Source organism: Kribbella sp. NPDC020701, assembly GCF_055562215.1.
Map to the genome: position 1 here is coordinate 77,677 of NZ_JBVHFT010000024.1, position 22,791 is coordinate 100,467.

At 67.0% G+C, this 22,791-nt stretch carries 21 protein-coding genes; 12 read left to right on the forward strand and 9 right to left on the reverse strand.

Translation table 11 applies throughout. From position 1 onward, the window contains the following. The gene (locus ACZ3HV_RS39490) at positions 1-1,212 is read left to right on the forward strand and encodes an MFS transporter (protein WP_465692385.1); all 1,212 of its coding nucleotides are present in this window, start codon (positions 1-3) and stop codon (positions 1,210-1,212) included. Here the strand turns inward: ACZ3HV_RS39490 and ACZ3HV_RS39495 are convergent. Genes ACZ3HV_RS39495 through kduI form a run of 3 tightly spaced genes read right to left on the reverse strand, consistent with a single transcriptional unit; the run spans position 1,191 to position 3,560 of the window. Next, on the reverse strand, positions 1,191-1,946 hold the full coding sequence (locus tag ACZ3HV_RS39495) for an IclR family transcriptional regulator (protein ID WP_465692387.1): 756 nt from the start codon (positions 1,944-1,946) through the stop codon (positions 1,191-1,193). The two genes, ACZ3HV_RS39490 and ACZ3HV_RS39495, sit on opposite strands and share 22 nt — an antisense overlap. Before the next feature lie 19 nt (positions 1,947-1,965). Continuing rightward, positions 1,966-2,727 carry an SDR family oxidoreductase gene (locus ACZ3HV_RS39500; RefSeq protein ID WP_465692389.1) on the reverse strand — a complete coding sequence of 254 codons (762 nt, stop codon included), beginning with the start codon at positions 2,725-2,727 and terminating at the stop codon, positions 1,966-1,968. Next, positions 2,724-3,560 (reverse strand): 5-dehydro-4-deoxy-D-glucuronate isomerase, encoded by an 837-nt coding sequence (kduI, locus tag ACZ3HV_RS39505; protein WP_465692391.1) that lies wholly within the window; start codon positions 3,558-3,560, stop codon positions 2,724-2,726. Before kduI ends, ACZ3HV_RS39500 begins: the two co-directional genes overlap by 4 nt. Positions 3,561-3,665: 105 nt before the next feature. On the opposite strand from kduI, the gene ACZ3HV_RS39510 reads away from it, so the two are divergent. From ACZ3HV_RS39510 to ACZ3HV_RS39530, 5 genes are all read left to right on the forward strand, one after another. After that, a complete protein-coding gene (locus ACZ3HV_RS39510) occupies positions 3,666-3,986 on the forward strand; it encodes a hypothetical protein (RefSeq protein ID WP_465692393.1) in 321 nt (106 codons plus the stop codon). 46 nt (positions 3,987-4,032) lie between these two features. Next, the gene (locus tag ACZ3HV_RS39515) at positions 4,033-4,221 is read left to right on the forward strand and encodes a tautomerase family protein (protein WP_465692395.1); all 189 of its coding nucleotides are present in this window, start codon (positions 4,033-4,035) and stop codon (positions 4,219-4,221) included. A gap of 114 nt (positions 4,222-4,335) precedes the next feature. Next, positions 4,336-5,361, forward strand: a complete 1,026-nt coding sequence (locus ACZ3HV_RS39520; protein WP_465692397.1) for an aspartate-semialdehyde dehydrogenase — start codon at positions 4,336-4,338, stop codon at positions 5,359-5,361. Between the two features lie 113 nt (positions 5,362-5,474). Continuing rightward, entirely contained in the window at positions 5,475-5,609 is a 135-nt protein-coding gene (locus ACZ3HV_RS39525; protein ID WP_465692399.1) for a hypothetical protein, read from the forward strand. A 153-nt stretch (positions 5,610-5,762) separates the two neighbouring features. Beyond that, on the forward strand, positions 5,763-7,598 hold the full coding sequence (locus tag ACZ3HV_RS39530; protein WP_465692401.1) for an AMP-dependent synthetase/ligase: 1,836 nt from the start codon (positions 5,763-5,765) through the stop codon (positions 7,596-7,598). An 88-nt stretch (positions 7,599-7,686) separates the two neighbouring features. Here ACZ3HV_RS39530 and ACZ3HV_RS39535 read toward each other — a convergent pair whose 3' ends face one another. The 4 genes from ACZ3HV_RS39535 to ACZ3HV_RS39550 form a co-directional block, all read right to left on the reverse strand. Then, the gene (locus tag ACZ3HV_RS39535; RefSeq protein ID WP_465692403.1) at positions 7,687-9,576 is read right to left on the reverse strand and encodes a M6 family metalloprotease domain-containing protein; all 1,890 of its coding nucleotides are present in this window, start codon (positions 9,574-9,576) and stop codon (positions 7,687-7,689) included. Positions 9,577-9,666: 90 nt separating this feature from the next. Next, positions 9,667-10,095 (reverse strand): SRPBCC family protein, encoded by a 429-nt coding sequence (locus ACZ3HV_RS39540; RefSeq protein ID WP_465692405.1) that lies wholly within the window; start codon positions 10,093-10,095, stop codon positions 9,667-9,669. Continuing rightward, positions 10,092-10,985: an MBL fold metallo-hydrolase gene (locus ACZ3HV_RS39545; RefSeq protein WP_465692407.1), complete on the reverse strand. Its 894-nt coding sequence runs from the start codon at positions 10,983-10,985 to the stop codon at positions 10,092-10,094. Before ACZ3HV_RS39545 ends, ACZ3HV_RS39540 begins: the two co-directional genes overlap by 4 nt. A gap of 111 nt (positions 10,986-11,096) precedes the next feature. Next, positions 11,097-11,783 carry a Crp/Fnr family transcriptional regulator gene (locus ACZ3HV_RS39550; protein WP_465692409.1) on the reverse strand — a complete coding sequence of 229 codons (687 nt, stop codon included), beginning with the start codon at positions 11,781-11,783 and terminating at the stop codon, positions 11,097-11,099. A gap of 563 nt (positions 11,784-12,346) precedes the next feature. Here ACZ3HV_RS39550 and ACZ3HV_RS39555 point away from each other — a divergent pair. From ACZ3HV_RS39555 to ACZ3HV_RS39565, 3 genes are all read left to right on the forward strand, one after another. Further along, complete coding sequence (locus ACZ3HV_RS39555; RefSeq protein ID WP_465692411.1) at positions 12,347-13,084, forward strand: IPT/TIG domain-containing protein; 738 nt, start codon at positions 12,347-12,349, stop codon at positions 13,082-13,084. Between the two features lie 111 nt (positions 13,085-13,195). Beyond that, positions 13,196-14,047 (forward strand): hypothetical protein, encoded by an 852-nt coding sequence (locus ACZ3HV_RS39560; protein WP_465692413.1) that lies wholly within the window; start codon positions 13,196-13,198, stop codon positions 14,045-14,047. Between the two features lie 44 nt (positions 14,048-14,091). Further along, positions 14,092-15,225 (forward strand): IS630 family transposase, encoded by a 1,134-nt coding sequence (locus tag ACZ3HV_RS39565; protein WP_465692415.1) that lies wholly within the window; start codon positions 14,092-14,094, stop codon positions 15,223-15,225. Between the two features lie 26 nt (positions 15,226-15,251). Here ACZ3HV_RS39565 and ACZ3HV_RS39570 read toward each other — a convergent pair whose 3' ends face one another. Next, entirely contained in the window at positions 15,252-15,737 is a 486-nt protein-coding gene (locus ACZ3HV_RS39570) for a carboxymuconolactone decarboxylase family protein (RefSeq protein WP_465692417.1), read from the reverse strand. Positions 15,738-16,052: 315 nt separating this feature from the next. Then, positions 16,053-16,466, reverse strand: coding sequence for a hypothetical protein (locus ACZ3HV_RS39575; RefSeq protein WP_465692419.1), 414 nt, complete (start codon positions 16,464-16,466; stop codon positions 16,053-16,055). An 86-nt stretch (positions 16,467-16,552) separates the two neighbouring features. Here ACZ3HV_RS39575 and hemW point away from each other — a divergent pair, with 86 nt between their 5' ends. The 3 genes from hemW to ACZ3HV_RS39590 form a co-directional block, all read left to right on the forward strand. Continuing rightward, positions 16,553-17,758, forward strand: a complete 1,206-nt coding sequence (hemW, locus tag ACZ3HV_RS39580; protein ID WP_465692421.1) for a radical SAM family heme chaperone HemW — start codon at positions 16,553-16,555, stop codon at positions 17,756-17,758. Between the two features lie 308 nt (positions 17,759-18,066). Next, on the forward strand, positions 18,067-19,476 hold the full coding sequence (locus ACZ3HV_RS39585; RefSeq protein ID WP_465692423.1) for a DNRLRE domain-containing protein: 1,410 nt from the start codon (positions 18,067-18,069) through the stop codon (positions 19,474-19,476). After that, the coding region (locus tag ACZ3HV_RS39590) for a DNRLRE domain-containing protein (RefSeq protein ID WP_465692425.1) at positions 19,400-22,791 on the forward strand (3,392 nt) is incomplete at its 3' end. The genes ACZ3HV_RS39585 and ACZ3HV_RS39590, both read left to right, overlap by 77 nt.

Sequence of the window (22,791 nt, forward strand, 5' to 3'; positions counted from 1 at the left end):
GTGCGGAAACTGCTCCCGCCACCGGGTCCGCTGCGCCCGCTGGCTCTGGCGACGCTGCTCAGCCGGGTCGGCAACGGCCTGCTGATGACGATCAGCGTCCTGTACTTCAACCGCATCATCGGGTTGTCGATCGCCGAGGTCGGCCTCGGCCTCACCGTCGCCGGGTTGTTCGGTCTGCTCGCGAGCATCCCGTTCGGTCACCTCGCCGATCGACGCGGTCCGCGGACGTTGTTCGTCGTGCTCAGTCTGCTGTTGTCAGTGGTGGCGCTGCTCTACCTGGTGATCGGCACCTTCTGGCAGTTTCTCGCCGTCGCGATCGTCGTGGCGATCCTCGACCGTGGTTCGAACGCGGTCCGGTTCGCGCTGATCGCGGGCGTGACGCAGGGTTCCGCTGCCCGGGTCGCGGCCCGCGCCTACCTGCGCTCGATGACGAACATCGGTGTCACCGCGGGAGCCGGCCTCGGCGCGATCGCGCTGTCCTTCGGTACGGCGGCGTCGTACCGGCTGATGTTCTGCCTGTACGTCGTCCTCGGTGTGATCTCGGCGTTGGTCGTCCTCGCCGTACCCCGGGTCGCGCCACGGGAGCGACCGGCCGACGGGCCGGTGCTGGTCGCCCTCCGAGACCGTGGGTACCTCGCCCTCTCCGGTCTCAACGCCGCGATCTCGATCCACTACTCGGTCATCGATGTAGCGATTCCGCTGTGGGTGGTCGACCACACCGACGCGCCGCATTGGGCCGCTGCGCTCCCACTGATCGTGAACGCCGCCGGGGTCGCCGTACTGCAGGTCCGGGTCTCGCGCGGGATCGTCGACACCGCCACCGCGGCCCGGGCGACGAGGACCGCCGGATTGTTGCTGCTGGCATCGATGGTGCTGTTCGCGACGGCGTCCGTGGGTGATGCCGTGGTTGCGATCATCGTGCTCGTGGTGGCCGCGCTGGTGCAGGTGGCGGGGGAGTTGCTGCAGTCATCGGGTTCGTTCCTGCTGGGCTTCGACCTGGCCGCCGAGCACGCTCAGGGGCAGTATCAAGGCGTCTGGAACACCAGTACGTCGGTGAGTTCGATGCTGGCCCCGACCGTCATGGCGCTGCTGCCGCTCGGCCTTGGTGTGCCCGGCTGGATCATCCTGGGGGCGTGGTTCGCAGTGGCCGGAGCGTTGTTCGTGCCCGTTGTGCGGTGGGCGGCGGCGCGTCAGTTGGTGGGTTCGCGGTAGCCCAGGGCCGCGGAGATCTTGCGGGCGGCCTCGATCGCGGCCGGCGCCATCAGGGCGACCTGGGCGATCGACTGCTCGAGCGACAGGGTCGAGATGCTCACGGCGGCGATCGCGGTGCCGGTGTGGTCGTGGATGACCGAGGCGACGCAGCGGATGCCGGGCTCGTTCTCCTCGTCGTCGAGCGCGTACCCGCGGGCGCGGACCTGAGCGAGGTCGGCCTTCAGTGCGCTCGCGGTCGTGTGGGTCAGGGGAGTGCGGGCGGGCAGACCGGTCCGGGTGATGTGCGCGTCGAGCGCCTCGTCGTCCTTCTCGGCAAGTAGCGCCTTGCCGATGCCGGTGCAGTGCAGCCAGAAGGCCTTGCCCACGCGCGACGGCATCCGGTACGGCTTCGGTCCGTCGAGGCGGGCGACGTAGATCGCCTCGTCACCGTTGAGCAGTCCGACGTGCACCGTGCACCGGGTCTGCGCGACCAAGTCCGCGAGTACAGGCCGGGCGACCGTGGCGAGGTCGACGTTGGTGAGGGCATGACCGGCCAACCGCAACGCCTTCGGCCCAGGGTGGTACGAACCGTCCTCGGCCTGCGCGACGAACTCGTGCTCCACCAGCGATGCCATGATCCGATGCACCGTTGACTTCGCCAGCCCGGTCGCGTTGACCACGTCGGTGAACCGCGAGTGCTCCAGCACGGCATCCAGCACCATCAACGTCTTGTCGATGGCCGAAGGCGAGCTCATGTCGGTCATCCTGCCACTCCTATCTGGCCAGCCAGCCGCCGTCGACCGCGAGTACGTGGCCGTTGACGTAACCGGCCGCCGCCGAGGCCAGGAAGACCGCGGCACCGACGACGTCCTCCGGCCGCCCCCAGCGACCGGCCGGGATGCGCTCCCGGATCGCGGCCTCGCGAGCCGGATCCGCGCGCAGCACGGTGGTGTTGTCGGTACTGATGTACCCGGGCGCGATCGCGTTCACCTGGACGCCGGCCGGTCCCCACTCCCCAGCCAGCGCCCGGGTCAGTCCCGCGACCGCATGTTTGCTCGCAGTGTAGGCCGGAACCCTGATCCCGCCCTGGAAACTCAGCAGCGACGCGATGGTGATGATGCGGCCCGCGCCGCGCTCGACCATCGCCCGCCCGATCGGCCGGGTGACCGCCCAGGTGGAGTTGAGGTTCACGTCGATCACGTGCTGCCAGTCGGCGGTGCTCGTCTCGGCGGCCGGCGCGCGGCGGATCGTGCCGGCGTTGTTGACCAGGATGTCGATGCGGCGATCCGCGGCCAGCTCGGCAGCGGCTGCCTCCACCGCTGAAGGATCGGCGAAGTCGGCAGTGACGACCGTCGCCGCACCGCCGCCGTTCTGCTTGATCGCTTCGAGCGTGTCCTCGAGAGCCGCGTCCCGCGCCATCAGGATCAGCTCGGCGCCGGCCGCGGCGTACCCGGCCGCGATCGCCGCCCCGATACCCCGCCGGGCTCCGGTGACGAGCGCCGTACATCCCTGCAGGCTGAACGGGTCAGGCGTCACCGCAGGTCCTGTACGTCGACGCCGTCCATGTCGCCGAACGCCTGGTTCTCGCCCGCCATCGCCCAGACGAAGCTGTACGACGAGGTGCCGGAGCCGGAGTGGATCGACCAGCTCGGTGAGATCACGGCCTGCCGGTCGGCCACCAGCAGATGCCTGGTCTCGTCGGGCTCGCCGAGCAGGTGCACGATCCGCTCGCTTTCGGGGAGTCCGAAGTACAGATAGCACTCGGTCCGGCGGTCGTGGGTGTGGGCGGGCATGGTGTTCCAGGTGCTGCCGGGGTGGAGCGTGGTCACGCCGAGCACGATCTGGCAGCTGCGGACGCCGTCGGCGTGGATGTACTGGTCGATCGTGCGGCGGTTCGCGGTCCGCTGGTCGCCGAGCTCGAGCCGGTTGCCCTCGCCGGGATTCACCAGCGCGGTAGGGAAGTCGGTGTGCGCGGGGGCCGAGAACAGGTAGAACGCCGCGTCCGGTCCATCGAAGACGACCTCACGGACGCCGCGGCCGACGTACAGGCAGGCGCCTGTCGGAAGCTCGTACTTGGTGCCGTCCGCGGTGACCGTGCCCGGTTCGCCGACGTTGACGATGCCGGCCTCGCGGCGCTCGAGGAAGTGCTCGCTGCGCAGCTCGGGCCACGTGCCGAGCGTCAGTGGACCGCGCGCGGGGCGGGCGCCGGCGAGCACGATCCGGTCGTGGTGGGTGAGCACCGCGGTGATCGTGTCCGGGGTGAAGAGATCGTCGGCCAGGTAGTGCGAGCGCAGCGCGGCGGTGTCGAAGCCGGGCACCTGGGCGGGGTGGGTGGCGTGTCTGACCTGAAGGGGCGGCTGTCCGTTCACAGAACTAGGTTCTATTCCACGGAACCTCCTGTCAATCGGCCTAACGGTCCGGAACCAGGACTGGAAATGTTCCACGTTCCGCGTCTTGACACCAAGTTCTGGCTGATGGAACCCTCCAGTCGCTCGCCCCCATCGATCGCGATCCCGTTGATGCTCGGTCTGCTGCCGTGGTTCCGGCGCAGCGGGCCGCGGGCGGCGCTGGTGTCGTGGGCGATCGGACTGATCGCGTGGGCGGTCGTCAAGTGGGGCGTCGGCTCCACCGACACCACCCTGGTCGTCGCGTTGCCGCTGGCAACTTCCCTGGTCGTGTACGTCGGCCTCGGCCTGCTGCTGCCGGAGAACCGTCCGGAGGTCGACGAGCTGATCGATTCGCTGAACACCGACCCCGCCGAGGTCACCGCCCGCCCGGCTCCCGTCCTGAACTGAAACACTGTCCCACGACACGGAACCGCCAACCCTCAGGAGATCCCGTATGCCGAACATCACCGTCGAACTCCTCTCCGGCCGCACCCTGGACCAGCGCCGGGAGTTCGTCGCCGCCGTCACCGACTCCGCCATCGCCATCCTCGGCGCCAAGCGCGAGGCCGTCCGGATCGTGTTCACCGAGATCGAGAAGACCGACGTAGCCAACGGCGGCACCCTGGCCGCCGACGTGCAGTAACCCAGTCGGCCCGGCGCCTCCCCGCCCCAAGGCGCCGGGCGGTCCGCCTCCAGGGGCAGCACCGCATGGTGAAACAACCAGGCGATCGGGGCACCGACCTACTACTGTTTCCGCATGCGAGTAGGTGTTTTCGGAGCCACAGGTCAGGTCGGTAGCGTCATGCGGGAGCTGCTCATCGAGCGGAAGTTCCCGGTGGACGAGGTGCGGTACTTCGCGTCGGCGCGCTCGGCGGGCAGCAAGCTGGCGTTCGGTGACGCGGAGATCACCGTCGAGGACTCCGCCACCGCGGACTTCGCCGGCCTGGATCTCGCCTTGTTCTCCAACGGGAAGACGGCGTCCAAGGAGTTCGCGCCGAAGGTGGCCGCGGCCGGTGCGATCGTGGTCGACAACTCGTCCGGCTGGCGGATGGACCCCGACGTACCGCTCGTCGTCTCCGAGGTGAACCCGGGCGACCTCGACCACCTTCCGAAGGGGATCGTCGCCAACCCGAACTGCACCACGATGGCCGCGATGCCGGTGCTCGCCCCGCTGCATCGCGAGGCGACCCTGACCCGGCTCGTGGTCTCGACGTACCAGGCCGTCTCCGGCTCCGGTGGCGTCGGCGTCAGCGAGCTCGAGGACCAGGCGCGTGCCCTGGTCGAGCCCGGCGGCAAGCTCGCCCGCGGCACCGACGGCATCACGCTGCCGGAGCCCAAGGTGTACGCCGGACCGATCGCGTTCAACGTGCTCCCGCTGGCCGGCTCGATCGTTGCCGACGGCACCGGTGAGACCGATGAGGAGCAGAAGCTCCGGAACGAGAGCCGCAAGATCCTCCACATCCCGGACCTCCCCGTCGCCGGCACCTGCGTCCGTGTGCCCGTCTTCACCGGCCACTCGCTGAGCATCCATGCCGAGTTCGCCGAGCCGATCGCCCCCGAACGCGCCACGGAGATCCTCGGCGCCGCCCCCGGGGTCGCACTCGCCGACCTCCCGACGCCGTTGCTCGCCGCTGGTCAGGACCCGTCGTACGTCGGCCGCATCCGCCAGGACCAGTCGGTTCCCGGCAACCGCGGTCTGGTCCTGTTCGTCTCCAACGACAACCTTCGCAAGGGCGCAGCCCTCAACGCCGTCCAGATCGCCGAACTCCTAGCCAACCGCTGACCCCCGGGACGTTCCTGGGCTGACGGTAGGGGTGAGGCCTCCTGTGGGGGGAGGAGCAAGGTGCTGGAGTTGGGTCGACCGGCCTCCGGTCTCGGTTGCCGGGCACGGTGGAGGTGCGGTCCGCAGACGGTGACCTCGTACCGCTGCCGTCACACCGCCCGGCGGTGCTGCTCGCCGCTCTGCTGCTGCGGTTGAACCAGACCGTCCGCACCGACGACCACCCCGATGCGGAGGTGGTCCGTCGGTAGGCTCGATCAGAACGGATAGTGAGGTCCGTGCCACCGTATGCGCATGTTGCGGAAACGTGATGGAGAAGGTTCAGGCGGGCAAGCGAGTGCCATGGTCAGGCATGCCTCCCAGCTATTACCCTCCGGTTACTTGACCCCCGATGGAGGCCAGTTATGAAGCCTGTCGCCGATTCCGGCCAGCTCGCACTGCTCAGCAACCGCAAGGACACGATGGCCCAGATGTTCCTGGACCGCGTCGCCGCCACCCCGCAGCGCGAGGCGTTCCGGTATCCGGCCGGGGATCAATGGAAGTCGGTGACGTGGCGGGAGACCGACGAGCTGGCGCGCCGCCGGGCCGCCGGTCTGATCGCGCTCGGCGTCGAGCCCGAGCAGCGGGTCGCGATCGCGTCGAGCACCCGGATGGAGTGGATCGACTGCTACCTGGGCGCCGTCCTGGCCGCGGCCGCGACGACCACGATCTACCCGTCGACGATGTCGTCCGACGTCGGGTTCATCGTTGCGGATGCCGACGTACAGGTCGTCTTCGCCGAGGACGCGGGGCAGGTGGACAAGCTCCGGGAGCATCGCTCCGAGACGCCCTCGCTGCGTAAGGTCGTGCTGATCGACGGCTCTCCGTTGGAGAGTGACGGTGACTGGGTGATCAGCCTGTCCGCGCTGGATTCGCTGGGGGAGTCGTACCTGGCCGATCACCCCGCGGCTGTCGACGAGCGGCTGGATCAGATCAAGTCGGATCACCTGTGCACGTTGATCTACACCTCCGGCACCACCGGCCGTCCGAAGGGCGTGCGGCTGCCGCACTCGGTGTGGACGTACGAGGGTGCCGCGGTCGAGGGGATCCGGGTGCTCAGTCCGGACGACCTGCAGTTCCTGTGGTTGCCGTTGTCGCACGTCTTCGGCCAGGTGCTGCTCGCCGTACAGTTCCAGATCGGTTTCGCGACGGCGGTCGACGGGCGGATCGACAAGATTGTCGACAATGCGGCGATCGTACAACCGACGTTCATGGCCGCCGCGCCGCGGATCTTCGAGAAGGCGCACGCGCGGATCGTCACGATGATCGCGTCCGAAGGCGGGGTGAAGGCCAAGCTCTTCCACTGGGCCTTCGGCGTCGGCGCGCGGGTCTCGGACCTGCGCCAGGCCGGCAAGGAGCCGAGCGGCTTGCTGGCGGCGCAGTACGCCACGGCTGATCGGCTGGTGCTGTCGAAGATCCGGGCTCGCTTCGGCGGGCGGATCCGCTTCTTCGTGTCCGGCTCAGCTGCCCTGGACAAGAAGCTGGCCGAGTGGTTCCACGCCGCCGGACTGCTGATCCTCGAGGGCTACGGCCTGTCCGAGACCGCGGCCGGCTCCTCGCTCAACCGGCCGACGCAGTACCGGCTCGGCAGCGTCGGCCCGATCTTCCCGGCCACCGAGATGAAGATCGCCGAGGACGGCGAGATCCTGATCAAGGGCCCCGGCGTGATGAGCGGCTACCACAACCAGCCCGAGCAGACCGCGGAGGTGATCGACGCCGACGGCTGGTTCCACACCGGCGACATCGGGCACTTCGAGGACGAGTTCCTCTTCATCACCGACCGCAAGAAGGACCTCTTCAAGACCTCCGGCGGCAAGTACGTCGCCCCCCAGGTGATCGAGGGCCGATTCAAGACCATCTGCCCCTACGCCTCGCAATTCGTTGTCCACGGCAACAAGCGCAACTTCGTCTCCGCGCTCGTCACCCTCGACCCCGACGCCATCGTGGTGTGGGCCGCTTCGAACGACATGGCCGGCAAGCCGTACGCCGACATCGTCACCTCGGACGCGGCCCGCGAGATGGTCCAGGGCTACGTCGACGAGCTCAACGTGGGCCTCAACCGCTGGGAAACCATCAAGAAGTTCACCATCCTGGACCGAGACCTCACCGTCGAGTCCGGCGAAATGACCCCCAGCCTGAAGCTCAAACGCAAGTACGTAGAAACCCAGTACGCCGCCCAGCTGGACAAGATGTACGAGTGAACGTGGGTCCGAGGTAGCCGTGGACGCTTGTGATACGGCTACCTCGGCAACATCCGCGTACGTCGAGGCGGTGTAGGCGATGCTCGGCTTATGGTGAGACGGCCGGGTCGGCGACCGCCGCGGCCCCCGGCACGCCTGCTTCCGCCGGCGCCGGTGACGCGGCGCGCAGTGCATAGAAGCAGCCAGATCCCGGGTTCGGCGGTGCCGATGCGTACCCCATGATGCCTGACATCGCGTCCGCGTAGACCGAGGCCGTGTACACCAGCCCCGGCGCGTTGGTGAAGTTCCAGAAGGCGTTACTTCCCACCTGGATCCAGCGGCCGCCGCCGAAGGCGTAGGTCCACGTGCCATCCGGATTGAAGGTGAATGCGCTCGCCTTCAGCACCGATCCAGAGCATCCCCAGTCGACGGCCACCACCGGCCAGGTTCCCACCACACTTGCCATTGCACTTCCCCCTTGTGTAGTCACTGTCATCGCTGCGCCCGGCGCGGAGACGCTGACGATCTCCAGCCCCGATGCGGTTCCGTCCCACCACTGGCTGTCCGGTCCTGTCGCCGCACCGAACTGCTCGGCCGTCGGCGCCCCGTACAGGTCGTCCACGTCGCCGGAATTGGCTCGGCGCTCCAGATCGAACCGGTCGTCCGCCTGCTCCAACGACACCTCGTAGTGCATGGTCGGCGTCATCTGCTCGTTGTTGTTGCTGCCGAGCCGGTCGACGTGCCAGATCAAGAGCCCGGCATCCGGCAGGGCGCTGTCCCGGCCACTCTGTTGCCGGTTCTCCGCGATGAAGTACTCGTTCACATCGCGGCGGTGCACCAGGAAGTCATTGCTGCCTGCCGCGACGGTCGCGATCATGCCCGGCCCGAGCGTGGTGAGTCGCGACGTCCACCCGGACACGTCCTTGAGATAGGCGCTCACTTGGCACGGGTTGGTGTCCGACGCGCCGTAACACATCAGGCAGTAGTTGCCCACGCCGTACCCCTCGCCCCCGTAGTCGTACAGGTCGGGGTAATCGCAGATCATGTGCCCGTTCTCGTGACAGAACGTGCGCAGCGTCAGTTGACTGCCGACATTGGTGATCTGATAGTCGGACAGCCTCTTGGTCGGCGTCGCCTGGTACGGCGTGGCCAGCGCCCACGAGTGCGGCCACAGCCCCTGGGACCAGTTGTTCACCCGGTCACCCGCGTAGAACACGTTCAGCGCGTAGACGAAGCCGGCACCATCCGCGCTCAACCCGGAGAAGTCGAACCCGTTCGCGGTGAGATTCGCGAGTGCTTCGCCGATGAGTTCCTGAGCACGCTGACCGTAGGGAATCGCCGGGTCCGTGTAATACGACCGGGGATGCGCGGCGGTGTAGTACGTCGTGACCGCGTTGGTGTAACGCAACTTGCCGTCCGACACTGAAAGGAAGTAGTCGTAGACCGAGCCGTTGTTACCAAAGCCCGTGTATCCCGCCTGATTGCAGAAGTTCGCGATCTCGCCCTGCGCGATCGTCGCCGGTACGTCGGGGAACTGAACCAACACGGACAACCCGCGGTAGTCGCCCACCGTTCCGGCAGGCTCCGGCGGACCCGCGTCGACGTGCAGTTCGGCCGCCAGGCCGGCATCCCGCCTGGCCTGGGACCGCCGCTGCTCTCGTCGAACCTGCCAGCGAGGCCGGCTGCCGCGCGCTTCCAGCTCCGCTTGCAACGCGGCCGCTCGAGTCCGGCTGGTGGCGCGCGGTGCCCGTAGGTGCCGCGCCATGCCGAGAACGCCTGGAGCGGTCTCACCGACCCGGGCTGCCGTAGGCACCAGGTCCGTGAGATCGGCCGCCAGCGTGGCGTAGTGGTAAAAGCCGGTGTTCGGGTCCTGTACGACGGTGTAGCCGTCGAGCGTCTCGAACACGGCCTCGAACTGATCGCCCCAACCGCGCACTTCGACCTGCGTGCCGTCGGGATTGGTGAATGTGAACTGCTCGCCAGAGAACGGTGTAGGCATGGGACCCCCTCAGAACCCTTGTACAGGTCTGAGGCATGGACCGGCCGGTCAGATACATCGGCGGAGCGCGTCCCTGGCGCGCCGAGGTGCTCAGGCGTGCTCTAGGAGTTGTTTTAGTACGGCGAGGTTCTCGGCTACTGCGGATTTGATTCGGCTCAGGGCGATCGGGGCCAGGAGGTTGAGGGGGCGTGGGGGGTGGAGGTCGATGGTGTTCGTGAGGGTGGTGGCGTTGGCGGTGGGGTGGAGGGTGTAGGTGAGGTTCGCGGGGAAGGCGTTGAGGGTGCCTTGGATGGTGAGGTTGTGGGGTGGGGTGAACTCGGTGATTTCCAGGGATTCCTCTGTGTGGACAGGGATCGTGCGGGTTTGGATGTAGCGGGTGCCTACGCCGGGTGGGCCGGGGGTCAGCTGGCGGGTTTCGGCCAGGGCGTAGTTCCACCGGGGGAGGTTTTCCAGGTTTGACAGGTAGGCGAAGACCTCCGTCGGGGGACGGTCGATGGTGATCGTGTTGGTGAATTTCATTGGGGCCGCCGGGAGCTGTCGACGAGCCGTTGGGCGGCGGTCGGGTCGTGGGCGGGGAGGATTACCAAGCCGGGGAGGTGCTCGGCGAGGGCGAGGACGTTGTCGGTTGTGCGGGCGAGTTCGCCGCGGTCTCCAACTCCGGGGAGTTGGCGGCGTTCGAGCAGGCCGGCCTCGTAGGTGAGGTCTCCGACCATCAGGAGGGGTGGCAGGTCGCGACGGCGTACGAGCATCGAGATCGAGCCGGGCGTGTGACCGGGGGTCGGGAGCAGGACGATCGAGCCGTCGCCCATGACGTCGAACGCCTCGGTGAACGGTGCCAGATCAGTTGGTGCGAAGGTGATGTGCTTCCAGCGCGCGCCGGGTACGTCGATATGCGCGCGGAGGAAGCCGCGGGCCTCGGGGGAGAACCCGGACAGCTGGTCCCATTCCGCGGACGTGATCAGGAGGTCGCTGCGGCCGAGCTGTGGGATCCCGCCGATGTGGTCCTGGTGCAAGTGGGAGATGACCGCCTTGTCGACGTCCGCGGTCGAGTACCCGAGGGTGCCCAGTTGCGCGTCGAGGGTCTCGTGCTCGGCGATGTGGAACTTGGCGAGCCGGTCGTACACGATGCCGTTGAACCCGCCCGGGAAGTACGACGGATCGGTTACCGAGGCGCGGTCCTGGCCGGTGTCGAACAACACCAGTCCGTTGGCGTGCTCAACGACGTACACGTTGATCGGGCGGGGCGGCAGCCACCGGCGTGAGGTGAGCAGCCACCAGTAGAGCGGCTTCTTCGAGCCGTGGGCGTGTTCGGGGTGGATCTCGACGCTGCCGGTGCTGATCACCGACACCGCTCGTACCGGATCACCGGTGCCGGTGCGCGCCGGCAATCTGGTCGCTTCCGTGGACATGTGGACTCCTGAGGTACCGATCGGCCCGACGGATTCGGGGCCGAGGGCATCAGTCTTCGCCCGCGGTCGCGGCATGTCTGTGACTTTTGTAGCGCGCTCGAGTAACCGAGGTCACTCGTCGTCGGGGTTCCACGTCTGGTCGTGGAGTCCGGTGGGGTCGAGGATGTGGACACGGTCCGCCGAGGTCGCGACCAACCGAGTCAGCCGGAAGTCCCGCAGTACGCGCGCCACCACCTCACGGACCGAACCGACGGCATCCGCGAGTTCCTGCTGGGACACGCGGGCGACGAGCTCGCCGCGTGGACTCTGCTGGGCGGACGCCAGGTCCAGCAGGTGAGCGGCAACCCGCTGCCGTACGGTGCCGAAAGCGTTGACCGCTGTCTGCTGGAGGTTCTCGTACAGGCGGCGACTGAGTTCCTCGGCCATCGCCCACGCGACCCGGCTGTCGTCCCGCGCCGCAGTCGTCAACAATCCGGCGTCTATCCGGAACAGGGTGGAGTCGGCCAACGTCTGTACGCCGACGTCCGCCGGACCGCCGACCAGAACGGCAACTCCGAGTACGTCGCGGGGGCGCGCGTACCGGACTGTCACCTGACGACCCTCCGGCGACGACATGTAAACGCGCAGCAGCCCATGGACGACCAACAGCGCCCGCGGCGCCGACCGCTCCCGATAGAGCGTGCTACCGGCCGGGAAGTCGATCCGATCACCCGTAGCCAGCAGCCGCTCGACCAGCTCAGCCGGCAGTCCGCCGAGGAAGCTCCCGGCCATCGCCGCCGCCACATCCTCATCACCCACGCCCTAAGCATCCACCGGATTGCTTCAAAGGGGTGTTCTTTCGAGGGGTATGTACGTTTTGGCCTCGATCTCTCCTCCGGGGTAAGTGAGGGGGCGTTATGAGCATTCGGGGGCGTGTGTGGTCGTTGGTCGTGCTGTCGTGTTTGGTCGTCACGAGTTGTGGGTCGAATACGGCTCGCTCGGTTGACGCCGGCCCGATCCCGTCGGCCGCGCCGAGTACCTCGGTACGACCGACGCCCGGCGGGGGTCAGGTGAAGACCTGGACGCCCGTGCAGCCGTCGACAACGGCACCGACAGGTACGTCGTCGACTGGATTGGGCAGTACTACGCCCCCGCCGGGGCAGACTTCGCAACCCGGCCAGACGTCGCAGCCAGGTCATCCGAACTCGCCCCGATCAGGTGAGACGTCGCGGCCAGGTCAGACCTCCTCGAGCCGACCAGGTGAAACGTCCTCGACGGGACCAGGGGCGACCTCCTCCACGGGACCAAGTAGGACGACCTCGACGGGACCGAGTAAGACCACCTCGACGCAGCCGGGCCAGGGGCGGTCGTTCCCTCGGAAGGTGGCGGTTGCCAAGGTGACGTGGGTGCCGTTCGGCCCAGCCGCGGCGGACTCGCCGCCGCCGATGGAGTGGTTCGGCCGGACGCATCGGGCCGTCCTCGCCACCGGTACGGAACGCGTACGGCGCTGCGAAGACTTGGCCGCCGTGGAAGGCGACACGCTCGGACGGATGCGGTCGGCGTACCGAGGTGTGGGCGAAGCCTGTCTGGGTGCTCTGAGCGGTGATTCGACCCGCTGGACCGCGGCCATCGCTTACTTGAACCAGTCCCGGCAAGCCCTCGCCGGCCAACCACAGAGCTGCTTGGAGCACTCGGTGGTGTCGCTGCTCGAACGACTCGTTTCCGCGCACCGTGCGCAGCCGAAGGCTCGGCTGGACCTTGTCCCGTCGGCAGGAACGGCATGCCCGTGGGGCATCGACAAGCTGGAGCTCCGGGATCCCGTCGAGACCGCTCCCGAGAAAGTCGCTGGGCCGGTGAGCGGTGGGACCGAAGTGAAGATCATCGGTGCGGGCCTGGTGCAGGTGTCCGAGGTGTACTTCGGTGACGTCAAGGCGACCAAGTTCACCACTGGCAACGACTTTGCGGGCCAATTCATGTACGCGTGCTCGCCGCCGGGTGTCGGTCCCGGGGAGGTCCGCATCACGGTCAAGTCGCCGGGTGGTCGTCGTACCAGCCCTCCGGGTGCGGTCTTCGAATACGCGGCTGGTCTGCCCGCGCCAACCAGCGACTGTGGCTCCTAGGGGGAGATGTTGTCGACAATCAGACGACGCCGGAGGGGCGCTCCAGAAGCAAGGCCCGAGTCAGGTCATGAAGGGTTTGATGTCCTGCGGTCAGCGCTCAGCTTGGTGAGCGTGTTCGGTCCACCGCTGACGGTGGCCACCGCGTTGCTCGTCTACTTCGGCTGGGCGAGAAGCGATGAGCAGGCCCGTGAGCTGGGGCTCGAGGAGAGCGTGCTCGGCATGTCCACGCGCGACTACGTACTCCGAAGCATCGACACACTGTTCGTGCCGCTGCTGGTGGTCGGCGGCGTCGGGATCGCGTGGTTGCTTGCACACGAGCAGATTTCGGCGGCGATCGATCACGGCCGAGATCTGCCGGGCTGGCGCAGGGGCTTCCGATGGTTGAGGTTCAGCTGGATCGCGCTGCCGGCGCTCGGCCTGATCGCGGGCTTGGTGTGGCCGATGTGGTTGGAGCTGATCGTGCCGCTGGCGATGGCCGTCGGCATCCTGATCACCAGCTACGCATCGGTGATGTGTCGCCGGATCGACGCTCTGACCCGGCATGACGGTGAAGGCGGCCGGCTCGCGAGATGGCATTGGCCGCTGATGAAACTGCTCGTCGGAGCTCTGGTCGCACTCACGATCTTCTGGGAGCTGTCGATGTTCGCGGGCGTCGTCGGCCGCGGGCTTGCCCATCAGATCGTGGCCGGTCTCGACGACCGTACGGGCGTTGTCGTGTACAGCAAGCAGGACATCCAGCTCGGCGGCCCCGGAGTGACGAAGTACCGGATCACCGAGCCCTCGTCCGCCTACGGCTTCCGGTACGACGGCCTCCGCCTGCTCCAGCGAACCGGCGACAAGTTCTACCTCCTACCCGTCGGCTGGCGAACCGCCGCCGACGGCGTCATCGCCCTCCCGGACGACGGATCCCTACGCATCGAATTCAGCACGGCCGGCTCGTCGGCAGGCGATCTCAGCCGCTAGTGTCCTGCTTCTGAAATTCGCGGCATAAGTCTAGGGTGGGTTGTATGCCTAGGACTGGGCGGCCGAAGGCCGAGTTGGTGTTGACCGCTGATGAGCGTGCGCAGTTGGAGCGGTGGGCGCGGAGGGCGAAGTCGTCGCAGGTGCTGGCGTTGCGGTCGCGGATCATTCTGGCGTGTGCGGAGCCGGGGTCTGTGAGTAAGCAGGTGGCGGCGGGGTTGGGCTGTGGTGAGTCGACGGTCGGGAAGTGGCGTCGCAGGTTTCTGGCCGAGCGTCTGGATGGGCTGGTCGATGAGGATCGGCCGGGGCGGCCGTCGTCGGTGAGTCTGGATCAGGTCGAGGATGTGATCGTGGCGACGCTGGAGTCGAAGCTGGCCGGTGCCACGCATTGGTCGCAGTCGTCGATGGCGAAGCGGACTGGGTTGTCGCGCTCGACGATCGGGCGGATCTGGCGCGATTTCGGTCTCAAGCCGCATCGCGTCGATGGGTTCAAGGTGTCGACCGATCCGTTGTTCGTGGAGCGGGTCGTCGATGTCGTCGGGCTGTATCACAATCCGCCGGAGCGGGCGGTGGTGTTGTGCGTGGACGAGAAGTCGCAGATCCAGGCACTGGACCGGTCGCAGCCGGTACTGCCGATGATGCCGGGCATGCCGCAGCGCCGCACGCACGACTACCGGCGCAACGGGATCACGTCACTGTTCGCGGCGTTCAATGTTGCCGACGGCACCGTGATCACCGAATTGCACCGCCAGCATCGCGCGACCGAGTTCAAGAAGTTCCTGGCCACGATCGACAAAACGGTGCCCGAGGGCCTGGACGTCTACATCGTGGCCGACAACTACGGCACCCACAAAACCCCGGCGATCAAGGCCTGGCTGGCCAAACACCCCCGCTTCCACATGCACTTCACCCCGACCGGCTCGTCGTGGCTCAACCAGGTCGAACGCTGGTTCGCCCACCTCACCGAGCAGAAGATCCGCCGCGGAACCCACAAGAGCGTCCAGGCTCTGGAAGCCGACATCCGCGCCTGGGTGAAATCCTGGAACGACGACCCCAAACCATTCATCTGGAAGAAAACCGCCGAGGAAATCCTGGACTCCCTCAGCCGCTACCTCCAACGCGTCACCGGGCAATCCGCCCGCGATCAACTTATGTCACGGATTTCAGAAGCAGGACACTAGCAGCACAGGTAGTTGGTGATGGGCGTTCAGCCGAGTTGGCCAGGTTCGTAGTTGCCGCCGGGCTGCTGGAAGGTGACCATCATGCGGTTGAAGGCGTTGATGAGGGCGATCTGGCTGACCAGAGCGGTGAGTTCCTCTTCGTTGTAGTGCTTGGCCGCGGTTTCCCAGACGTCGTCGGTGACGCCGGTGCCGTCGGCGAAGCGGGTGCACTGCTCGGTGAGTTCGAGCGCGGCCCGCTCCGCGTCGGTGAAGACGGTTGTTTCGCGCCACGCGGCGACCAGGTTCACCCGGAGCGGGGTTTCGCCTGCGTGGAGGGCTTCCTTGGTGTGCATGTCGAGGCAGCCGCCGCAGCCGTTGATCTGGCTGGCCCGGATGTTGACCAGTTCTATGGTTGCCATCGGCAACGTCGAGCCGGCGACGGCCTTGTGGGCCGAGACCAGGTGCTTCGCGATCTTCGGGCCGAGGATGGTGGCCTGGGGGTTCAGCCGAGGCATGTCGATCTCCTTCGTCATTGGTAGAGGTTCTACTCACTTCGACGAGATCGCCGCCCCAGACGTAACAACTCCCGGGGGCTGGCACGGGAACCGGTGGCCTTGAACAGGCTATTCCTTGTTCAAGGTCCCCAGAAGTTGTCCAAACCCCCGCGAGCCGGCGGCTTCCCCGAACCCCGCTGCCTCCGCGGACCGGGCGGTCTTCCGCGACGCCGCGGTTCCCGCAGACCGGCGGCCTGTGCCGCCCACGGAGCTAGTGGGCGGGGGTGAGCGCTGCGGCGTGTTTGCCGGTGGTGAGGGATTGGCCTTGGTCGATCATTTGTTCGGCGAGGCGGTCTACCGCGCAGGAGAAGGCTTCGGAGTTGTCGGGGTCCCACTCGATGAGGCGGTCGAGCATCCAGGTCCGGAAGGCGCCGACGAAGCGCTGGAACATCTCCAGCCCGGCCGTCGTGAAGCGTACTGGCCGAGGGTCTCGGAGAGGTAGCCGTCGGCAACCAGTTGAGTGGCGAGCGGCTCGTACAGGTCGCCGAACTTCCCGATCAGCGCGGTCATGATCGTTTCGGCCAGCAGGTACGACGTGACCACCCAGGAGAGGTGGTTGGCGCCACCCAGGTCGCTGACGATGGTCGGCAGCGCGGTCGCCACGATCGTCTGATCGAGCGCCGCGAGCAGCATTCCGAGCATGATCGCGACCACGACCACGACCGCGTTCCGGGTGGCGCGTCCGACGGCCTGAGCCTCGGTGTCCATGAGCCGAATGTAGCTATCTCCGGACGGACTGTGACCACGAAGTGACGGAGATCTGGTGACGAAACACGGGTCCGTACGATGGTGGGGTGCCGTCGACACTGCCCGAGGGGGAGGTTGCGCCCCGGGACGGGTCGCTGCCGGAAGCCGCCGTCCGCGAGGCCGGATCACGCCCGCTGGGCTTCTACCTGCATGTCCCGTTCTGCGCGTCCCGCTGCGGATACTGCGACTTCAACACCTACACCGCGAAGGAACTGGGCGGTGGCGGGTCGCAGGCGTCGTACGCCGACACCGCGGTCGCCGAGGTCCGCCAGGCCCGGGAGGTCTTGAAGGACCTCGACCGTCCGGTCGACACCGTGTTCTTCGGCGGGGGTACGCCGACTCTGCTGCCGGCTCGTGATCTCGGGAAGATGCTGGCCGCGGTCCGGGACGAGTTCGGGCTGGCGCCTGGCGCCGAGGTGACGACCGAAGCCAACCCGGAGTCGGTGGACCCGGCGTACCTCGAGGCTTTGCTCGAAGCCGGCTTCACCCGCGTGAGCTTCGGGATGCAGAGCGCGTCGTCGCACGTGCTCCGGATCCTCGACCGGCAGCACACCCCGGGCCGGGCCCTGGAGGCGGTGAAGGAGGCGTCGGCCGCCGGGTTCGAGCACGTGAATCTCGATCTGATCTACGGAACGCCGGGGGAGACGATCGATGAGTGGCGGGCTTCCCTGGAGTCCGCGTTGTCGGCACAGCCGGACCATGTCAGCGCCTACGCGCTGATCGTCGAGGACGGCACGCAGTTGGCTCGTCGGGTACGGCGAGGCGAGCTGCCGATGCCCGATGACGACGACCTGGCCGACAAGTACGTGATGGCGGACGAGATGCTCTCCGCTCAGGGCCTGAACTGGTACGAGGTGTCCAACTGGGCTCGTACCGAGGACGCACGCTGCCGGCACAACGAGCTCTACTGGCGCGGCGACACCTGGTGGGGGATCGGTCCGGGCGCGCACAGCCATGTCGGCGGCGTCCGCTGGTGGAACGTGAAGCACCCCAGCGCGTACGCCGAACGCCTCGACGCCGGCGTCAGTCCGGCGTACGCCCGGGAGACCCTCGACGCCGAGACCCGCCGGGTCGAGCGCGTACTCCTCGAGGTCCGCCTCGCCGCCGGGCTTCCCCTGGACGTGCTGGACGAGGAGGGCCGCACGGCGGCCCGAAACCTACCCGACCTGGTCGTCCAACGCGACGACCGGCTGGTCCTGACCAGGAAAGGCCGGCTGCTGGCCGACGCGGTGGTCCGGGACCTGCTGCCGTGAAATGACCGAAACTGATCACTTCATATCCGTACCCGTGACGTGATCGTTGTGCGTCCCTGCTGATCGGGTCGTGCGCAGCACACCGCTCAGCGGTTGCTTGGCTGTTGAGGTGCGTAGTTGGGTTGGTTCCTGATTGCGCTGCAGACATAGCAGAGGCGCCCGCGTGTGGCGCTGGTGCGGCGTGTCGCCTGCAGCAACATGCAGTGCGGTTGCGGGCCAGCAATTCGAACGATAGAAAGTCTGTTGTCTATACCGGTGCCGCGGGGGCTGCGCTGGTGCTTCCGCCCCTTCGTCTGCTGGAGTGCCCTATGCGCCGCGCCGGTAGGTTGCTGACGTCTGCCCTGGTGCTGTCTCTTCCGGCATCGCTCGGAGTTCCGGCTGCTGCGCTTGCGCATCCACAGTCGGTCGTGCAGGTCGCCGTGCCGCAGGTGGCTCGTCCGGCGGCCGGCCCGCTGGCGCCACCGCTTCCCGCGCGCGTAGCGAAGGCGTCCACCACGACAGCTGCGAGTGGGAAGCCCGCGCGGGTGCGGGAGTTGGAGGAGCGGCGTACGGCGACAACGTCCAGCTATCGGATGTCGGATGGCACGACGCAGGTCGAGTTGTCGACGGAGCCGGTGCACTACAAGGACTCCAGGGGCAAGTGGCAGGGCATCGACACGAAAGTCACTGCGGGTACCGGTGACGATTCGTTCGAGAACGCGAAGAACGCCTTCCGGACGCGGTTCGGCAAGTCCACCGACCGTCTGCTGACGTTCGAGGCCGACGGCGAGTCGATCAGCCTCGGTGCGGCGGGTGAGAAGCGGCAGTTGACGCCGCTGATGAAGGACTCCTCGGTCGCGTTCGCGGACGTGTTCGGCACGGCGGATGTGCGGTACTACGTGTCGCGCACGGGTGTGAAGGAGACCGTTGTACTCACGGCTGCCGCCGATGCGGCGAACGAGTACACGTTCGAGTTGCACACGAGTGGTCTGACGGCGAAGGCGCAGGCCGATGGGTCGATCGGGTTCTTCAAGAAGACCAGTGACAAGTCTGGGGACGTGCGGCCGAGGTATGTGATCCCGGCGCCGAACATGTTCGATTCCTCGCCGGACAACAAGCTGGGCCAGCCGGGCTACTCGGACAAGATCACCCAGACGATCACCCCGCAGGGCGGCAAGACGCTGCTGACTCTGAGGCCGGATCAGGCGTGGCTGGCGGCGAAGGAGCGGGTCTTCCCGATCGTGATCGATCCGACGATCGTGGTGGTGCCGGATCCGGCGGCGGCGCAGGATACGTCGATTTCGGAGGCGAACTCGGCCACGGCGTATGGCTCGAACTCGACGGTGCTGGTGGGGGATGACGCGAGCCACAACACGTGGCGGGGTCTGTTGAAGTTCGATCTGTCGATGATCCCGGCCACGACGACGGTCCGGTCGGCTGATCTGAATCTGCATTACGGGGCGGGGTTCGGTCAGGACGTGAGGCTGCCGTTCGCGGCGGTGAAGGTGACTTCGGGGTGGTCGGAGGCGTCGGCGACGTGGGCGTCGATGAACGCGGCGTGGGACGGGACGTATGCCACCAACAAGGTCACGGTCGACGATCAGGACACCTTGTCGGCGTCGTATGAGGGGTCGTGGAAGGACTATCCCAACGCCGGCTGCGGTGAATGGCTCGTTCTCGTATGCGCCGGACGGTACGACGCCGGAGGCGTTTACCTGGGATGCGCGGGTGCCGAGTGAGGGTGACTATCTGGTGCAGGGTCACTATTTCCAGGCGTCGTATCGCGGCAAGTTGGCGACGACGCTGACTGGTGCGACGGCCGGTGGTCAGGCGCTGGTGCAGAACACGACGTGGGACCAGACGACCGGTGCGGCGGCGGGGTCTTGGTACTCGTTGGGCACGATTCATGCGCGGCCGGGGAGCCCGGCGCGGGTGAAGATCGTTCGCGACCAGTCCGGGGTGGCGACGGTCCCGATCGCGGACGCGGTGTCGTGGACGAAGTATTCGACGGCGACCAAGCAGCCGGGGGATCGTGACGGCTGGCATTCGTACGCGCTGGGCAGCTATGTGCAGTCGTGGGTGGCCAATCCGGCGTCGAACTTCGGGGTGATGCTGAAGGCTGTCGACGAGGCGCCTGCGACGGCGCCGGCCGGTGGCCTGTACTACACCGCGAGCGAGGCGACTTTGGGCGGTGAGACTGCGGCGCGGCCGAACCTGGTGATCACCTACGACGAGCCTGGTGTCACGCTGAACCCGCCGTCGACGATCAACGCCTCGGGTGCGGAGCTGTCGTGGGGCAAGTACGTCGATCCGACGCCGGCCGACGATGACGACCTGGTCGAGTACCAGGTCTTCCGCGGTTGCCGCGTGCTGCCGGCCAACGGCTGTGCCGCGCCGGTGGGTGACTATTTCTCGACGACCGCACCGGGTGCTCTGGAGTTGGTCGGGACCGTGCCGCCGGACGTGACCTCGTTTACCGACGACACGGCCAAGCCGTCCACGGTGACCGGCACCGGCGACACCGATCCGGCGACGTACAACTACTGGGTCGTGGCCCGGACGGTGGGTGACGGCGCGGCGAACGGCAAGGCCGCGTCGAACGTGCAGACGGTGACGATGCCGCGTGAGGGCCGGATCCTGCAGTCCTTCAGCGGCGACATCACCAGTGGTATTTCCGACACGACGTTGAGCAAGACCCAGCCGGGCACGAATCTGCAGCGCCCGGACGGCACCACCGGGAACACGCGGTATTGGGTGCAGGTCGGCAACAATCACCCGATCTACGGTGTCGAGCGTGGCGTGTTCGAGTTCGACACCGCGGCGATCAAGCAGGGCACGAAGGTCACCGACGCGCGGGTGGAGCTGTTCTCGAACTACGGGTCGGGTAGCGGCCGGGCGGACTTCGACCTGTATGCGTTGACGAAGGACTTCAAGGAGGACCAAGCGACGTGGAACCAGGCGGACTCCACGATCAACTGGACGACTCAGGGCGGTGACTACGACCCGGGGATGTTGCTGGCGTGGGTGCATCCGGACGGTAACGCGCAGCGGCTGACATTCGCGCCGAACACCGAGGATCAGAACTTTCTGACGAAGGTGCAGGCCTGGGTCGACAACCCGGGTGACAACCACGGCCTGTTGCTGCGGACGCGTGACGAGGCGCCGGCCGCGGCGGGTCAGCAGTTGGTCAGCATCACCAACGGCGAGTCGCCCGACACGTTGTTCCGGCCGCGGCTGTGGATCGAGCACCTGGCCAAGAACCAGGCCGAGACCTACCAGGCCGATGAGATGCCGGAGAGGTTTGTGCCGGGTACCACGATTACGACCCCGGTCACGGTCACGAACACATCGAACGAGACGTGGCCGGCCGACGCGCAACTGTCCTACCGCTGGACCGAGCCGGACAGTACGACCGACATCACGGTGTCTGGTGACCGCAACTTCAAGCCACTTGAGCAGGCGCTGGCACCGGGCGAGTCGAAGACACTGGACCTGCCGATCCGGACTCCGATCGAGGCCGACAACGGCTCCAAGCGGCTGGCTTACGACCTCTATCTGGACCTGTGGTGGTTCAATCCCGCCGCGAACAAGAACGAATGGTTCTCCGCGACTCATCATCCGTCGAGCAATACCACTGAGCCCACGCAAGGCTGTGCAGTCATGACCACTGGTCTCTTGTGTGTCGATCGCTACGTCGAGGACCCGGGCTCGAACCAGTTGGGTCTGGAGAAGTTCCTCTCCTATACCGGTGAGGAGACCGGCGGCGGTGCGCAGTTGTTGACGAACCTGTACAGCGGCAACGCGGTCTGGTCCTACGACGCGCTGTCGAACCCGTCGATCGGGCCGTCGGCGTTCGTGCGGCTGGCCTACAACAGCCAAGACGGCACCAACCCGCGGGCCGGGTTCGGGTTCTCCGTCCAGGCGGCCACCCTCACCAGGCTCGGCAGTGATCTTTCGGTGCCGACCGGCGGCAGCACGAACAACTTGATGACGTTCATCGACGGTGACGGCACGACCCATACCTACAAGCTCGCCACCCAGACCCCGTCGCTGCTGACCTACACCCGCCCGCCCGGTGTCGGCCTGGACTTGACGCGTGACCTGACCGCCGACGCGGCACACCAATGGGTGTTCACCCGGCCCGATGGCACCCGGTTCTACTTCAACCAGGACACCGGCCTGCAGACGTCGGTGGTGGACCGCAACGGCAACACGATGTCGTTCGCCTACGACAGCTCCGGCCGGTTGACCACGGTCACCGACTCCCGCAACCGGCAGGTTCTGACGTTGGGGTACGAGTCCGGCGGTGCCAGGAAACTGGTGTGGATCCGGGACCTCTCGGGGCGGGCGCTGAAGTTCACCTACAACGCCTCCTCGCAGTTGACCCGGCTCGAGGACGGCGGCCCGTTCAACTCGATCACAGCGACCTTCGACCCTGGTGCTGCGGTGAAGGCGTTCCAGTTCGCCTACTCCGACACCTCGAACAACTCGAACACGAAGCTGATTTCGGTCAAGGACCCGCGCAACGCCGAGACCAAGGTCCAGTACTACACCGCGACCGAGAACTCGACCTACGCGTCGTGGCCGAAGAGCTACACCGACCGCCGAAACAACAACACGACGTTCTCCTACGCCGATCCGGACGGATCGGCCGCGAAGGACATCGTCGCCACCGTCACCGATGTCAACGGGTCCACGCCGTCGGTGACGACGTACCGGATGGACGGCTACGGGCGGACCACGAGCATCCTGGATGCGAACCAGAACGCTTCGGGCGGCACGAAGGCGACGTTGCTGGGGTGGGACAGCGACCACAACGTGATCCGGCTGCAGGAGCCGAACGGCGCGGTGTCGACCTGGGAGTACGACCCGACCACCGGGTATCCGCTGATCGTGCGGGACGCGATGGCGGTCAAGAACGGGCTGCCGGGTGTGCTGCTGACCTACCAGAGGCTGACCACCGGCGCGAAGCCGACCGTACTGGTGTCGAAGAAGAGCGCCGCCGGCCGGACGGACACGTTCACCTACGACGCGAACGGCAACGTCAAGACCGT